At 74.5% G+C, this 15,277-nt stretch carries 10 protein-coding genes; 6 read left to right on the plus strand and 4 right to left on the minus strand.

All coding sequences use genetic code 11. From position 1 onward, the window contains the following. Window positions 1-60: 60 nt before the first annotated feature. Window positions 61-1,347 (plus strand): glutaminase, encoded by a 1,287-nt coding sequence (locus OIM89_RS19175; protein ID WP_247860842.1) that lies wholly within the window; start codon window positions 61-63, stop codon window positions 1,345-1,347. Window positions 1,348-1,367: 20 nt separating this feature from the next. Here OIM89_RS19175 and OIM89_RS19180 read toward each other — a convergent pair whose 3' ends face one another. After that, on the minus strand, window positions 1,368-3,056 hold the full coding sequence (locus tag OIM89_RS19180; protein ID WP_247860843.1) for a M23 family metallopeptidase: 1,689 nt from the start codon (window positions 3,054-3,056) through the stop codon (window positions 1,368-1,370). Window positions 3,057-3,478: 422 nt separating this feature from the next. Beyond that, a complete protein-coding gene (locus OIM89_RS19185; RefSeq protein WP_175458087.1) occupies window positions 3,479-4,426 on the minus strand; it encodes an esterase/lipase family protein in 948 nt (315 codons plus the stop codon). 182 nt (window positions 4,427-4,608) lie between these two features. On the opposite strand from OIM89_RS19185, the gene OIM89_RS19190 reads away from it, so the two are divergent. Further along, window positions 4,609-5,031 (plus strand): cobalamin B12-binding domain-containing protein, encoded by a 423-nt coding sequence (locus OIM89_RS19190; protein ID WP_030695866.1) that lies wholly within the window; start codon window positions 4,609-4,611, stop codon window positions 5,029-5,031. 37 nt (window positions 5,032-5,068) lie between these two features. On the opposite strand, the gene OIM89_RS19195 is transcribed toward OIM89_RS19190, so the two are convergent. Beyond that, window positions 5,069-6,982, minus strand: coding sequence for a DUF5691 domain-containing protein (locus OIM89_RS19195; RefSeq protein ID WP_264491461.1), 1,914 nt, complete (start codon window positions 6,980-6,982; stop codon window positions 5,069-5,071). A gap of 199 nt (window positions 6,983-7,181) precedes the next feature. After that, entirely contained in the window at window positions 7,182-8,393 is a 1,212-nt protein-coding gene (locus tag OIM89_RS19200; RefSeq protein ID WP_030695864.1) for an SWIM zinc finger family protein, read from the minus strand. A gap of 250 nt (window positions 8,394-8,643) precedes the next feature. Between OIM89_RS19200 and OIM89_RS19205 the strand changes: the two genes are divergently transcribed. The 4 genes from OIM89_RS19205 (at window position 8,644) to sucC (ending at window position 15,265) form a co-directional block, all read left to right on the plus strand. After that, complete coding sequence (locus OIM89_RS19205; protein WP_372587991.1) at window positions 8,644-9,849, plus strand: ATP-binding protein; 1,206 nt, start codon at window positions 8,644-8,646, stop codon at window positions 9,847-9,849. 50 nt (window positions 9,850-9,899) lie between these two features. After that, window positions 9,900-12,317 (plus strand): DUF5682 family protein, encoded by a 2,418-nt coding sequence (locus OIM89_RS19210; RefSeq protein ID WP_264491796.1) that lies wholly within the window; start codon window positions 9,900-9,902, stop codon window positions 12,315-12,317. 97 nt (window positions 12,318-12,414) lie between these two features. Beyond that, window positions 12,415-13,659: a VWA domain-containing protein gene (locus OIM89_RS19215; RefSeq protein ID WP_030695861.1), complete on the plus strand. Its 1,245-nt coding sequence runs from the start codon at window positions 12,415-12,417 to the stop codon at window positions 13,657-13,659. 427 nt (window positions 13,660-14,086) lie between these two features. Further along, window positions 14,087-15,265 (plus strand): ADP-forming succinate--CoA ligase subunit beta, encoded by a 1,179-nt coding sequence (sucC, locus tag OIM89_RS19220; RefSeq protein WP_003948506.1) that lies wholly within the window; start codon window positions 14,087-14,089, stop codon window positions 15,263-15,265. Window positions 15,266-15,277 lie beyond the last annotated feature (12 nt).

Below are 15,277 nucleotides of genomic sequence, written 5' to 3' on the forward strand. Positions count from 1 at the left end.
CGGGCGCGGTCCCGAGGCGGCCGGAGGGGCACGCCGGGCGGCCGCCGGGAGGAGCGAGCCGTGCGGTCACCGATCCCCGAGTACCTGGACGAGGTCCTCCGGACCTGCGCGGGCGACCGGGCGGGTGCCGTCGCCGACTACGTGCCGGAGCTGGCCGCCGCCGACGCGGAGCAACTGGCCGTCGCGGTCTCGGCGGTCGACGGCACGGTCTACGAGGCGGGCGACAGCCGCACCTCCTTCACCATCCAGTCGATCTCCAAACCCTTCACCTACGCCCTCGCCCTCGCCGACCGGGGGTGCGAGGCGGTCCTCGCCAAGATCGGGGTGGAGCCCTCGGGCGAGGCGTTCAACGAGCTGTCGCTGGAGGAGGGCTCGGCCCGCCCCCGCAACCCGATGATCAACGTCGGCGCCCTCACCGCCCACACCCTCGCGGGCCCGCCCGGCGCCCCGCGCGAGGAGCGGTTCGAGCGGGTCGTCTCCGGCATCTCCGCCTTCGCCGGGCGCCGGCTGGAGATCGACGAGGCCGTCTGCCGCTCCGAGATGGAGACCGCCCACCGCAACCTCGCCATCGCCCACATGCTGCGCGGCTACGACGTCATCGAGGAGGCCGCCCCGCACGTCGTCGAGGACTACGTCCGCCAGTGCTCGCTGCTGGTCACCACCCGCGACCTCGCCCTGATGGCCGCCACCCTCGCCAACGGCGGCGTGCAGCCCGTCACCGGCGAACAGGTGGTCAGCCGCGAGGTGGTCCGCCAGGTCCTCAGCGTCATGACCACCTGCGGCATGTACGACGCGGCCGGCGACTGGGTCACCACCGTCGGCATCCCCGCCAAGAGCGGCGTCTCCGGCGGCATCCTCGGCGCGCTTCCCGGGCAGGTCGGCATCGGCGTCTTCTCCCCGCGCCTGGACCGGCACGGCAACAGCGTGCGCGGCGTCCGCGTCTGCGAACGGCTCTCCGCCGACATGGGCCTGCACCTGATGGAGGCCCCGGCCCCGGCCCGCTCGGTCCTGCGCGGCGGCCGCGTCCTGCACGGCCCGGCCGGCAGGTCGGCCCTCGTCTACGAACTCCAGGGCACCATCCAGTTCGCGGGCGCCGAACGCCTCGTGCACGGCATCGCCCACACCCCGCCCGGCCACAACGAGGTGGCCCTCGATCTCACCCGGGTGTACTCCATCAACCCGGTCGCCCGCCGGATGATCCTGGAAACGGTCCGCCGCCTCACCCACGACGGCCATGCCGTCACCCTGATCGACCCGGACCGCGTCCTGTCCGACCCGGTCGCGGGCGACGGAATCCGGCCGCGCGTCGTCGACACCTGGGAATGGGGCGAGGCACCCGCCACCTGACCGGCGCGCGGGGTCCGCGGCTACTGCGGGTCGAGGCCGTGGCTGCGGAACCAGGCGAGCGGGTCGATCGAGGCGCCGCCGCCCGGGCGGACCTCGAAGTGCAGGTGCGGGCCGGTCGACTTGCCGGAGGTGCCGGCGTGGCCGATGGTCTGGCCCGCCTTGACCTCGCCGCTCTGCATGGTGGTGCTGGAGAGGTGGCAGTACCAGGTCTCCGTGCCGTCCTTGGCGGTGACGATGACCATGTTGCCGTAGGCGTCGTTCCACTGCGTGCGGACCGTGCCGTCGGTCGCCGCCATCACCGGCGTGCCGTGCGAGACGGGGAAGTCGATGCCGGTGTGCACGGAGAGCCAGTTGATACCGGCCTGGCCGTAGTAGGCGCTCAGGCCGTGCTGCGCCACCGGGAGGGCGAATTTCGGCCTCAGTCGCTCGGCGCGGGCGGCGTCCTCGGCGGCCTTCTTCCGGGCGAGCTCCTGGCGCTCCTTGAGGTCGATGCGCTCCTGGGTCCGGCTGGCCCGGTCGGCGAAACTGCTCACGTCCGCCTGGAGGTTGGTGAGCTGGGTGTCGAGCGTGCGGTTGGCGACGGCGGGCTTGACCGCGCTCGTGTCGGGTGCCGCCTGCGTCGTCACCTTGTCCTGGTCGTCGCCGCCGAGGTCACCGACGGAGGCCGCCGCGATCCCGGTCACGCCCATCACGCAGACCGAGGGCACCGCCACGGTCAGCAGCGCCGACCGCTTGGCGGGCTGACGCCGCCGGGAGGAGCGGCCACCCCGGGAGACCTGCCGTCCGACAGCCGCCGACCGGCCGTCGCCCGCGCCGTCGCCGTCCTCGTACGGGTCGTAGTAGGACTCGGGCGTGTCGTCCTCGGCCGCGTAGGCGTGCGGCGCGTCGTCCTCGCCGGCCCGCCCGGCCGGGGCGGGTTCACGGGCGTCGGCCTCGTCGGCGGGGTGCGCCGCCGTCTGCCACTCGCCGGTGTCGAACTGACCGGTGTCGAACTGGCCGGTGGCGTACCCGGTGGCGTCCTGGACCGTGTCGAACTGGCCGGTCTCGAACTGGCCGGTCTCGAACGGGGCCGTCTCGAAGGCGTGCTGATCCGGTTCGGGCGCGGCGGCCGGAGTGCCGGTGGCCTGGTCCCACTGGCCCGTGGTGTCCCACTGGCCGGTCTCCCACTGGCCCGTCGTGTCCCACTGCCCGGTCTCGAACTGGCCGGTGGCGTCGTACGTGCCCGGCGGGGTCCACGTGCCGGTCGTCTGGGCGGGGGTGCCGGAGAGATCCGCCTGCTCGTAGCCGGAGGCCGCCCCCAGGGCGGTGGTGTCGTACGTACCGGTGCCGTAGGCGGTCCCGCTGCCCGAGGTGTCGTACGTGCCCGTGTCGTACGGCGTCTGCTGCGCCGCGTACGGGTCGAAAGTCTGGGTGTGCTGCTCGGCCGGCGTGGCCGCCTGGCCGGCGTCCGTCCACTGGGTGGCGTCGTACTGGCCGGTGTCGTAGGCCCCGGTCGCGTACCCCGCGTTGCCGTAGAGCCCGCTCGTCCCGGAGCCGTAGGCGGGGTCGCCCGCATAGGCGCCCGGGTCCTGGGCATGCGTGCCGTAGCTCTCGTACCCGGTGTAGCCGAACTGCGCGTTCTGCTGGTCGTACGTGGCGTACTGCGTGTAGTCGGCGTCTGGAGCCGGGTCGGGGGTGTGCGTGCTCCCCGACGGGTGACGGTCGTTCACCAACTTCTCTTTCGCCTCGACAGCAGGGCTGGGGGTCTGGCGTGGGGCACCCCCAGAGGCAGAGCAGTGCGGCGACTGTACCCGCCGGTTCGCGGAGCCGACAATCTTCGGCAGGTTTCCTGGCGTTGAGAAAGGGGCATTCGGTCGCCTTTCGGGGGACGGCGGGCGCAGGCTTGGCCGGAGATTCGATTCTTGTTCGAATGCGGCGGGCCGGTGCGGGCGCTGGGCGGGCGGCCGGATGGTTGCGTCCGTTGCCGTTTCGAGTCCTCCCCGACATGGGAGCGAGACGGCGAAGCGGGGTGAACGGGGTCAATCGGGCGTGGCGGGGCGACTCCTGCCGCAAGGTGATGGCCACGGCATTGCACCGCGTGGGCTGGGTGCCGCCGGCCGCCCGGCGGTGCCTCCGCCCGGCCCGCGAGGGCTCAGGCGACCGTGCCGCCGGCGCTTTCCGGCGCACCCGGGGCCTCGTACGCCCTGGTGTCGGCCCCTTGCCCGGCGGGGGCGGCCAGCGCCTCGCGCACCAGGGAGGTGACCGTGGGGTGGACGGGCAGGGCGAGGTGGCCGATGCCGGTGACCAGGACGTTCTCCACGCGGAGGTCGGGATGGTCGAGCCGGGCGGTGCTCGTCGGGACCATGATCTGGTCGAGATCGCTGCGGACGGCGACGAACCGCGTCCGGCATCCCGGCGCCGGCCGCCCCAACTCCTCGATCACCGGCGACCCCGGCCGCATCTGCCGCACGATCGGGTGCACGTCGGCGGGGCGTGCGACGCGCGTACCGCTGTGCGGGGTGCCCAGCGTCACCAGGGTGCGGACGGCGGCGTCCCCGCCGAGCCGCTGCACGTGGTAGCGGGCGATCAGGCCGCCGAGGCTGTGCCCGACCACGTCCACGCGATCCGCCCCGGTCCGCCTGCGCACCTCCTCGACGTGCCGCCCCAGCAGCTCGGCGGCCGCCCTGATGTCGCAGGTCAGCGGCGAGTAGTTGAGGGAGACCACCGTCCGGCGCCGAGCTGTGCCGTCCGCGTCGCGCAGCAGGGCCCGGCGCAGCAGCACGAAGACGGAACGGTTGTCGGCGAAACCGTGCAGGAGGACGACCGGGGGGAGCGGGGCGAGGGGGAGGCGTGGGGAGGCGGGGGCGGACGGCCCGGCCGTGTCCGCCTCGTCCGCCGGCCGCTCGGCGGCCAACCCGGTCGGGTAGAGCGCGAGATGGGCCACCAGGACGGACAACTCCAGCGCGGCCGCGCGCAGTAACGCCCCCGGGGTGTGCGAGGCGGTCGGTGTGCCGGGGAGGCGGACGAACGAAGGGAGACGGAGGAGAGGGGCGAGACGGGAAGGAGAGAGGAGGGGGAAGGGCGGCGACAGTGCTGACATGGGCCGACCTCCGGCCTGAGTACGAGGCGGGTGCGTCCTGCCGCCTCGCCATCCGTGTCCCACGTGTGATTTCCCCCTCGCGCCCGACCCCGAAACTGCCGGTTGGGCGAGGCTGGCGATAACGTTCGTTCACATTCCCGGCCCGTGAGGGTGCGCGGACATCTCGCTACATGGAGGCAGTGATGGGTGTGGCAGCCGGACCGATCCGCGTGGTGGTGGCCAAGCCGGGGCTCGACGGCCATGACCGGGGCGCCAAGGTCATCGCCAGGGCCCTGCGTGACGCGGGCATGGAGGTCATCTACACCGGGCTGCACCAGACGCCCGAACAGATCGTGGACACCGCCATCCAGGAGGACGCCGACGCCATCGGGCTCTCCGTACTCTCCGGCGCCCACAACACGCTCTTCGCCAAGGTCATCGAGCTCCTCGCCGAACGCGAGGCCGCCGACATCCGCCTCTTCGGCGGCGGGATCATCCCCGAGGAGGACATCCCGCTGCTGAAGGAGAAGGGGGTGGCGGAGATCTTCACGCCCGGGGCGACCACCGGGGCGATCGTGGAGTGGGTCCGGGCCAACATCGGCGTGGAGAAGGGCGTGGAGAAGTAGGACACGCCCCTCGTCAGGCACAGGCTCAGGCTCGCGCTCACGCCGGGGCCCGGGTGAGTTCGGCGTGCATGGCTTCGCGCAGGCGGAGGGTGCCGGTGAGGCGTGCGAAGGCGTCCGTCCAGTAGGCCGTGGTGGAGTTGGCCGGCGGGTCGGCCACGGGCGGGTCGGGCTGGGCGAGGGTGGCGAGGCGCGGGGCCTCCGCCGGGTCGAGGCAGCGCTCGGCGAGGCCCATGATGCCGCTGTAGCTCCACGGGTAACCGCCCGCCCGGCGCGCCGTCGTGAGCGCGTCGACCACGGCAGCGCCGAGCGGCCCGGCCCACGGGGCCGTGCAGGTGGCGAGGAGCTGGAACGAGTCGGAGAGCCCGTGCGCCGCGATGAACCCGGCCACCCACGCGGCCCGTTCTCCGTCGGGCAGCGCCCCGAGCAACTGGGCCCGCTCGGCGAGGGAGACCGCTCCCGGCCCGTCCGCCACGGGCGAGCCGGGAGCACCCAGCAGGGCACGTGACCACGCGGCGTCCCGCTGGCGCACCGCCGCCCGGCACCAGGCACCGTGCAGCTCGCTCTGCCATCCCTCGTCCACCGGCAGGGCCACCACCTCCTCCGGCGTCCGCCCGCCGAGCCGCGCCGGCCAGGTCGCGAGCGGGGCCGCCTCCACCAACTGGCCGAACCACCAGGAGCGTTCCCCCCGGTCGGCGGGCGGCTTGGCGGCCACGCCGTCGCGCTCCATCCCCGCGTCGCACTCGTGCGGGGCCTCCACCGTGATCCGGGGCTCGCCGGTCAGGGCGAGACTGACGCAGGAGGCCGCCCGCTCGGCCATCCGCCCGGCCAGCGCCGACCCCGGCAGCGCGGAGAGCAACTCGGCAGCCGTCGACCGGACGTTACGGCTGCGGTCCGCCAGCGCCTCGTCGAGGAAGGGCTCGTCCGCCTCGCCGAGCCCGGCGCGCAGGGAGTCGAGGAAGAGCAGACGGTCCTCGGCGCGCTCGGTACGCCAGGTCGTGGCCAGCAACTCCCTCGCGCGGGCCGGGTCGCGCTCCCGCAGGGTGCCCAGCAGCGCCACCCGCTCGGCGAACAGCCCCTCCTCCCACAACCGGGCCACCCCCTCGGCGTCCTCCGGCGCCGGTGTGCCCGCCGCCCCGCCCGGCACACCCCGCAGCGCGAACCGCCAGGCCGGGTTGAGCCGCGCCAGCCACAGGGCGCGCGGCCCCGCGAAGGCCAGCGCGGCGGGCCGCAGATCGGTCCGGGCCCGTGCGGCGTCCAGCAGGGCCGGAAGCAGATCGTGCGGGGCCGCGAACCCCTGCCGGAGCGCCGTCGCCAGCCACTGCGGCAGCAGCTCCGTGAGATCCGGGGCCGCTCCTCTGCGGTCCGTCCCCCCGGCCGTCCGTACCGCCAGCAGTTGCGCCAGCCGGTTCCGCGCGGCCCGGGGCAGCGGCGGCCGCTCGTCCGGCCTCGCCGCCGACAGCGGCGCACCCGCCGGAGCCGCCGGCCGCAGCCCCGCCCGGTACCGCACCGTCCGCACCGCCGCGGCCGCCAGCAGGGCCCCCGGCGCGTTCCCCTCCGCCCCGGCCCGGACGGGAGCGGCCCGCCGGTCGGTCCCGAGCAGCGCGGTCTTCACCAGTTCCTCCCAGGGGAGGGGGTGGGGAGGGGTTCCGTTCGCGGAGGTTGCCTCGGGGCCGGCCTCGTTGCCCGCCTCGGGGCCGGGGCCGGAGTCGCCGGCCCCTTCCGGGGCTGCCGCGTCCCTCAGGCCGGGGGCGTCGGCCGGGCGTGCGGGTGTGCCGGGCCGCCGCTCGCGCACGCCGGGGCTGACGGCTGGTCCGCCGTCCGGCTCGACGGGGGTGCCGGCCGGTCCGCCGCGTGGACCGACGGGCTCTGTCGTGTCTCGCACGCCCGCCTCACCCTGCCGGGCCCCCTGCTCGGCCACCCGCTGGGCCGCGCCCACCATCTCGTCACGCATGTCCGCCGTCCTCCGCACCGGTCTGCCCCCGCTTCCTCTCGTCCCGCTCGCCACTTGCTACTCGCCACTCGCCGCTCGGGGCGCACGTGCCCGCTCTGCGCCCCGGCAGAGTCCGCTCGCCGGGCCCGTTCTCGTACCGCCCGCGAAGCCGGTTGCCAGTGCGGTGCCCGCTGCCCGCACGTGACCGCCGGGCCATTCCTCAACTCAGCGGCACCACCGCCTCGTCCCCCTCCACCCACGCGGACAGAGGGGTGAACCCCCGGTGGCCGCACTCGCCGAAGACCGTGACCGGGGCGCCGCCGGAAAGCGCGACCAAGCGCCACAGGCCCGGCCCCGCGGCGGCCGAGGCACTCACGGGGAGTGCGGCGGAGCCGTCCGGGGCGACGAGCTGCCAGCCCCGGCCGTCGGGGAGCGGCGCCGGGACGACCGGGCCGAGGGCGACCGGGCAGTGCGGGGTCCACGGGTCCTCCCGCACGGCCTGCCCGTACCGGCCGAGCGCCTCCGTCACGTCCACCCCCGTGGGGCGTGACGAAGGGACGGCCGGGGTGCCGAACCGCTCGCCCAGCTCCGCCCGCCCCCCGGTACCGCGCGGGAACCAGGTCAGCTCCGCCTCCATGGCCAGCCCGACCGGAAGGGTCAGCTCCGGTGCCTTTCCCGCGGCCCCGTAAGAGAGGAGAAGCGCCGTCCGGCCCGAGGTGGCCCCGTGGAGCCAGGCGCGGCGGGTGGTCAGGCGGGCGTCGGCGGTGTCGTACTGGGCGAGGACCAGCCAGGTGTCACGGAGCGGCGGGCCCTCCGCGCGCACCGGCAGGCCCAGCCGCGCGCCGACCACCGAGGAGAGCGCCTCGGGCAGTTCGGCCTGCCGACGGCGCGCCCGCACCAGCAGGTACAGCAGCGAGCTCTCCTCCAGGAGCCGCACCGGCCAGCCCGGCCCCGAACCGGGTATCGCCCCCAGCTCCCGCACCCGCGCGGCCAGCCCCGGCGCCTGGGCGTCGACCATGCGGGCCGCCGTCTCCTCCCAGAGGGAGTACCCGGACTGCTCCGCCGCGGCCAACCCGCCGCGCAGCAGGTCCTCCAGGCGCTGCTCCAGCTCGGAGGCGCCCGCCGAGACCCGCTCGGCGCGCTGCTCCGCACGCCTGCGCGCCGCCCCGGAGTCGGCGGGAGCGGCCGGGGCGGTCTTCTTCCCGGCGGTGCGCTCCGCCCGGCCCGCCAGCCAGGTACGGGCCCAGTCGGGCGCGCCCTCACCGTCGCCGGGCGCGACCGGCCCCTCGGGGTCGCTCCAGAGGAGGAGCAGCCCCAGCGCGTGCTTGCAGGGGAACTTCCGGCTCGGGCAGCTGCACTGGTACGCCGGACCGGTCGTGTCGACCACCGTCCGGTAGGGCTTGCTGCCGCTGCCCTTGCAGAGTCCCCACACCGCCCCCTCATTCGAACATCCGGCTTCGGACCACGGGCCCGAAGCGCCGAGTCTGCTTCCCGCTTTGCGCGACGCCGCGTCAGGAGCAAGTGCCAGCACCTGCTCCGCCGCCCAGCGCACCCCCTGCTGAGTCATGTCGTCGAAGGTAGGGCCCGCCACTGACAATCCGTCATCGACGCAGGTCAGAGCGATTGTCAGTGGCGGGGTGCACGGTGGACACCAGCAATCGGGCCGAAGGGGGATCGTGGGAATGAGCGTGTCGGTGGAGAGCGGGAAGGCCGCGGGTGACGTGGCGCGTACGGCGGCGGAGCAGAACGGGCAGCGGGGGACGGACGACATGGAGAATTCGAACAAGCGGCAGGCGGAGAGCGCCCCGCAGGAGGCGCTGCGGCCGCACGCCGAGACCGCCTTCGCCGGTGAGCTGGCCGCCCTCGCGGCCCAGGACGACCGCCCCCGTCCGGCCCGGTGGAACCTCTCCCCGTGGGCGGTGGCGACCTATCTTCTGGGCGGCACCCTGCCGGACGGCACGGTGATCACCCCGAAGTACGTGGGGCCGCGCCGCATCGTCGAGGTCGCCGTCACCACCCTCGCCACCGACCGCGCGCTCCTCCTCCTCGGCGTGCCCGGCACCGCCAAGACGTGGGTCTCCGAGCACCTGGCGGCCGCCGTCAGCGGCGACTCCACCCTTCTGGTCCAGGGCACCGCCGGCACCCCCGAGGAAGCCATCCGGTACGGGTGGAACTACGCCCAGCTCCTCGCCCACGGCCCCAGCAGGGACGCCCTGGTGCCCAGCCCCGTCATGCGGGCGATGGCGGACGGTATGACCGCCCGGGTGGAGGAGCTGACCCGTATCCCGGCGGACGTGCAGGACACCCTCATCACGATCCTCTCGGAGAAGACCCTGCCCATCCCCGAGCTGGGCGCCGAGGTCCAGGCCGTCCCCGGCTTCAACCTCATCGCCACCGCCAACGACCGCGACCGCGGGGTCAACGAACTCTCCAGCGCTCTGCGCCGCCGCTTCAACACGGTCGTGCTGCCGCTGCCGGAGAGCGTCCAGGCGGAGGTCGACATCGTCTCCCGCCGGGTCGAGCAGCTCGGCCGTTCCCTCGACCTGCCGCGCCTGCCCGACGGCACCGAGGAGATCCTGCGGGTCGTCACCGTCTTCCGCGAGCTGCGCGGCGGGGTCACCGACGACGGCCGTACCAAGGTCAAGTCGCCCAGCGGCACCCTCTCCACCGCCGAGGCCATCTCGGTCGTCACCAACGGCCTGGCGCTCGCCGCCCACTTCGGCGACGGCGTCCTGCGGCCCACCGATGTGGCCGCCGGCATCCTCGGCGCCGTCGTCCGCGACCCGGCCGCCGACCGGGTCGTCTGGCAGGAGTACCTGGAGACGGTCGTCCGCGAGCGGGACGGCTGGAAGGACTTCTACCGCGCCTGCCGCGAGGTCAGCGCGTGACCGGCGACGTGACGGACGGGGGCAGCGTGAGCGAGGAGAGGGGGACGGTGATGCGGCAGCCGGCCGGCGGTCAGGCGGGGACGCGGGGGCCCTGGCTGTTCGGGGTACGGCACCACGGGCCCGGCTCGGCCCGGTCGGTGCGGGCCGCGCTCGACGCGGTCCAGCCCGGCGCCGTCCTCATCGAAGGGCCGCCCGAGGCGGACGCACTGGCCCACCTCGCCGCCGACATGGAGATGCGGCCCCCGGTCGCCCTGCTGGCCCACGCCACCGACGACCCCGGCCGCTCCGCCTTCTGGCCGTTCGCGGAGTTCTCCCCGGAGTGGGTCGCGCTGCGCTGGGCCCTGGACCGGGGCGTCCCGGTCCACTTCATCGACCTCCCCGCCACCCACACGCTGGCCCTGCGCGCGGCGGACGAGGCCGAAGACGACGGCGCCGGTACCGACGCCGACAAGGTGGGGGAGGCGGGCAAGGAGGAGCACCCCGCGCGCCCGCATCCCGAGGCCCTGCGGGTGGACCCGCTGGCCGTCCTCGCCGACGCCGCCGGCTACGACGACCCGGAGCGCTGGTGGGAGGACGTGGTCGAGCACCGGGGCGGCCACGGGAGCGGCGCCGAGGACGACGCGGGCGAGGCCGCGCTCGCCTCGTTCCGCGCGCTCGGCGAGGCGATGGGCGCGCTGCGCGAGGAGTTCGGGGACGGCGGACACGCCCGCGACCTCGTCCGCGAGGCCCACATGCGGGTCCGGCTCAAGGCCGCCCGCAAGGAGCACGGGGACTCCGTCGCCGTGATCTGCGGCGCCTGGCACGTGCCGGCCCTGGCGCTGCGCACCACGCTCACCGCCGACCGCGCCCTGCTCAAGGGCCTTCCCAAGGTCAAGACCGGCCTGACCTGGGTGCCGTGGACCCACCGCCGGCTCGCCCGGGCCGGGGGATACGGCGCGGGGATCGCCTCGCCCGGCTGGTACGGCCACCTCTTCTCCGCTCCCGACCGGCCGGTGGAGCGCTGGCTCACCAAGGTCGCCGGGCTGCTCCGGGAGGAGGGCCGGCACATCTCCTCCGCCCACGTCATCGAGGCCGTCCGGCTCGCCGGGGCCCTCGCCACGCTGCGGGGCCGGCCGCTGGCCGGGCTCACCGAGACCACCGACGCGATCCGCTCCGTCCTCTGCGAGGGCTCCGACGTGCCCCTCGCGCTGATCGAGGACCGGCTGACGGTCGGCGACGTCCTCGGCGAAGTCCCCGCCGCCGCACCGGCCGTGCCGCTCCAGCGCGACCTGGAACGCCTCCAGCGGAGCCTGCGGTTCAAGCCCGAGGCGGCGGACCGCGAGATCGACCTGGACCTCCGCAAGGAGAACGACGCCGCCCGCAGCCGCCTGCTCCACCGCCTCAGCCTGCTGCGCGTCGACTGGGGCACACCGGCCGCCGCACGCTCCGGCACCGGCACCTTCCGGGAGAGCTGGCGCCTCTCCTGGCAGCCGGAACTCGCGGTGCGGGTCGCCGAGGCCGGCGTCTGGGGCACCACCGTCGCCTCCGCCGCCACCGCCAAGGCGCGCGCCGACGCCACCTCGGCCACCCACCTCGCCGACATCACCGCCCTCGCCGAACTCTGCCTGCGCGCCGAGCTGTCCGAGGCGCTCCCCGAGGTCATGCGCGCCCTCGCCGACCGCGCCGCACTCGACACCGACGTGGGCCACCTGGCACAGGCGCTGCCCGCCCTGGTGCGGTCGGTGCGGTACGGCGACGTACGGGGCACGGACACCGCCTCCCTCGCGGAGGTCGCCGCCGGGCTGGCCGAGCGGGTCTTCGTCGGCCTCCCGCCCGCCTGCACCGGCCTCGACACCGACGGCGCGCAGGAACTCCGGCGCCAGATCGAGGCGGTGCACACCGCGGTGGGGCTGCTCGCCGACACCGCCGCCGCCCAGGTCGACGGCCCCGGGCTGCGGCAGCGCTGGCGGGCGGTGCTGCGGAACATCGCCGACCGGGAGAGCGCGCCCGGCCTGGTCCGGGGACGTGCGGTCCGCCTCCTCCTCGACGAGGGCACCCTCGACGAGGACGCGGTGGCCCGGCGGATGGGCCTCGCCCTCTCCCCGGGCACCCCGCCCCCGGACGCGGCCGCCTGGATCGAGGGGTTCCTCGGCGGCGCGGCCGGCGGCGGCATGCTCCTCGTCCACGACGAACGCCTGCGCCATCTGCTGGACACCTGGCTCGCCGCGGTCCCGGCCACCGCCTTCACCGACGTCCTGCCCCTCCTGCGCCGCACCTTCTCCGCCTACGAGACCGGCATACGCCGCACCCTCGGCGAACTGGTCCGCCGCGGCAGCCCGGTCCCCGGCACCGAGCTCCTTCCCGGCACCCCGGCTGACGGCTTCGGCCCGGGCCTCGACCCCGGACGCGCCGACGCGGTCACCGAGGTGCTGCGCCACCTCCTGGGCGAGCTGGTGCCGGTGGGCGTGGGGGACGGGGGCTCCGGATGACCAGGCCGAGCGTCGACGGCGCCCACCGGCCGACCCCCGGCACCCAGTACCCGAAGCCCGGCCCCAGCCGGCCCCACGTGACGGAAGGAACCCAGCGATGACCGAGGTCAGGACGGCTCAGCCGGCCCACGCGAGCGACGTGCCCGGGGACGGTGGCGTCGGCCCGGTGCCGGCCAGTCGCGGGGAGGAGGAGCGCCTGCGGCGCTGGCGGATGGTGCTCGGTGGCGGGCCCGCGGACGGTACGGGGTACGTGCCGGCGGGGAACGACGTGGCGATGGACAAGGCGCTGGCCGCGCTGTACGGGCGAGGTGAGGGGAAGGACGGGCGGCTGAAGGCGGGGGCGGAGCGGGGGGCGGGGCTCGGTGGGTCGGCGCCGTCGGTGGCGCGCTGGCTGGGGGACGTCCGGACGTACTTCCCCAGTTCGGTGGTGCAGGTGATGCAGCGCGACGCCATCGACCGGCTCGGGCTGGCGGCCCTGCTGCTGGAGCCGGAGATGCTGGAGGCGGTCGAGGCCGACGTGCACCTGGTCGGGACGCTGCTGTCGCTGAACAAGGCGATGCCCGAGGAGACCAAGGAGACGGCGCGGGCCGTGGTCCGCAAGGTCGTGGAGGAGCTGGAGAAGCGGCTGGCCTCGCGGACCCGGACCGCGCTGACGGGGGCGCTCGACCGCAGCGCCCGGATCAGCCGCCCGCGCCACCACGACATCGACTGGAACCGCACCATCGCCGCCAACCTGCGGCACTACCTCCCCGAGTACCGCACGATCGTGCCGGAGCGGCTGATCGGGTACGGCCGGGCCTCGCAGGCGGTGAAGAAGGAAGTGGTGCTCTGCGTCGACCAGTCGGGGTCGATGGCCGCCTCGGTGGTGTACGCCTCGGTGTTCGGCGCGGTGCTGGCCTCGATGCGGTCGCTCGCGACCCGGCTCGTCGTCTTCGACACGGCCGTGGTCGACCTGACCGACCAGCTGGAGGACCCGGTCGACGTCCTCTTCGGCACCCAGCTCGGCGGCGGTACCGACATCAACCGCGCCCTCGCCTACTGCCAGAGCAGGATCACCCGCCCCGCCGACACCGTCGTCGTCCTCATCAGCGACCTCTACGAGGGCGGGATCAAGGACGAGATGCTGAAGCGGGTCGCGGCGATGAAGGCGGCGGGCGTCCAGTTCGTCACCCTCCTCGCCCTCTCCGACGAGGGCGCCCCCTCCTACGACCGCGAGCACGCGGCGGCCCTCGCGGCACTGGGTGCCCCCGCCTTCGCCTGCACCCCCGACCTCTTCCCGGACGTCATGGCTGCGGCCCTGGAGAAGGGGACGATCCCGATACCGGAGGGGGCGGCGGCCTGAGGGCACCGGTCGGCGGTGTCCCGCGCCCGCCCTCCTGTCCCGCCCGTTCGCCCCTGGCGAAGTCGATCAGCCGGCCGACTGGAGCCGGGGCCCCGTTCCCGCCGTCCCGGCCCCCGCGTCCGGTCTGCCCGTGAGGACACCTCGGCGGCGGGAACCACAGGGCGCGGGGGTCTCCCGGGCGCGGGACCGGGACCGGGCCGGGCCGGGGAGGAGTGGCGGCACTCTGTGACAGGTATCACCGCTCAGGTGTGATCTGCGATTTAGAGGCGGCACGGCGGCGGCGTTAACCTGCCAGACGGACATGCCGCGTACCGGTGACCGAGTACGCCTCCCCTGTGACAGTGCGCAGTCACGTTGCCCGCCGCGGCACGCCCATGCAGACCATCGACCGCACAGCGGCGAGACCACTGATAAGGGACGGACGCGCGTGGACCTGTTCGAGTACCAGGCGAGGGACCTCTTCGCCAAGCACGGTGTACCGGTGCTGGCCGGTGAAGTCATCGACACGCCTGAGGCGGCCCGCGAGGCGACCGAGCGGCTGGGCGGCAAGTCCGTCGTCAAGGCCCAGGTGAAGGTCGGCGGGCGCGGCAAGGCCGGTGGCGTCAAGCTGGCCGCCACCCCCGACGAGGCGGTCGCCCGGGCGACCGACATCCTCGGCATGGACATCAAGGGCCACACGGTCCACAAGGTGATGATCGCCGAGACCGCTCCCGAGATCGTCGAGGAGTACTACGTCTCGTACCTCCTCGACCGCACCAACCGCACCTTCCTGGCCATGGCCTCGGTGCAGGGCGGCATGGACATCGAGGAGGTCGCGGAGAAGACCCCCGAGGCCCTCGCGAAGGTCCCGGTCGACTCCAACACCGGTGTGACCATCGAGAAGGCCCGCGAGATCGTCGCGCAGGCGAAGTTCCCGGCCGAGGTGGCCGAGAAGGTCGCCGAGGTCATGGTGACGCTGTGGGACACCTTCGTCGCCGAGGACGCGCTCCTCGTCGAGGTCAACCCGCTGGCCAAGGTCGCCTCCGGTGAGGTCCTGGCCCTCGACGGCAAGGTCTCGCTCGACGAGAACGCCGACTTCCGCCAGCCCGATCACGAGGCCCTTGAGGACAAGGCCGCGGCCAACCCGCTCGAGGCCGCCGCCAAGGCCAAGAACCTCAACTACGTCAAGCTCGACGGCGAGGTCGGCATCATCGGCAACGGCGCGGGTCTCGTCATGAGCACCCTGGACGTCGTCGCGTACGCCGGTGAGAAGCACGGCAACGTGAAGCCCGCCAACTTCCTCGACATCGGTGGCGGCGCCTCCGCCGAGGTCATGGCGAACGGCCTGGAGATCATCCTCGGCGACCCGGACGTCAAGTCCGTCTTCGTCAACGTGTTCGGCGGCATCACCGCCTGTGACGAGGTCGCCAACGGCATCGTCCAGGCCCTGGAGCTGCTCAAGACCAAGGGTGAGGACGTCACCAAGCCGCTGGTCGTGCGCCTCGACGGCAACAACGCGGAGCTGGGTCGCAAGATCCTGTCGGACGCGAACCACCCGCTGGTGCAGCGCGTGGACACCATGGACGGTGCGGCCGACAAGGCCGCCGAGCTCGCGGCTGCGAAGTAAGGACGAGGGACT

This window comes from Streptomyces sp. BI87 (genome assembly GCF_025957665.1).
Taxonomy (GTDB): domain Bacteria; phylum Actinomycetota; class Actinomycetes; order Streptomycetales; family Streptomycetaceae; genus Streptomyces; species Streptomyces albidoflavus.

What these genes read in the sequence shown, in the direction of transcription:
- OIM89_RS19215 (WP_030695861.1), top strand. Translation starts at nt 12,415, where the DNA reads ATGACCGAGGTCAGGACGGCTCAGCCGGCCCACGCGAGCGACGTGCCC.
- OIM89_RS19205 (WP_372587991.1), top strand. Translation starts at nt 8,644, where the DNA reads ATGAGCGTGTCGGTGGAGAGCGGGAAGGCCGCGGGTGACGTGGCGCGT.
- OIM89_RS19190 (WP_030695866.1), top strand. Translation starts at nt 4,609, where the DNA reads ATGGGTGTGGCAGCCGGACCGATCCGCGTGGTGGTGGCCAAGCCGGGG.
- OIM89_RS19195 (WP_264491461.1), bottom strand. Translation starts at nt 6,982, where the DNA reads ATGCGTGACGAGATGGTGGGCGCGGCCCAGCGGGTGGCCGAGCAGGGG.
- OIM89_RS19210 (WP_264491796.1), top strand. Translation starts at nt 9,900, where the DNA reads ATGCGGCAGCCGGCCGGCGGTCAGGCGGGGACGCGGGGGCCCTGGCTG.
- OIM89_RS19185 (WP_175458087.1), bottom strand. Translation starts at nt 4,426, where the DNA reads ATGTCAGCACTGTCGCCGCCCTTCCCCCTCCTCTCTCCTTCCCGTCTC.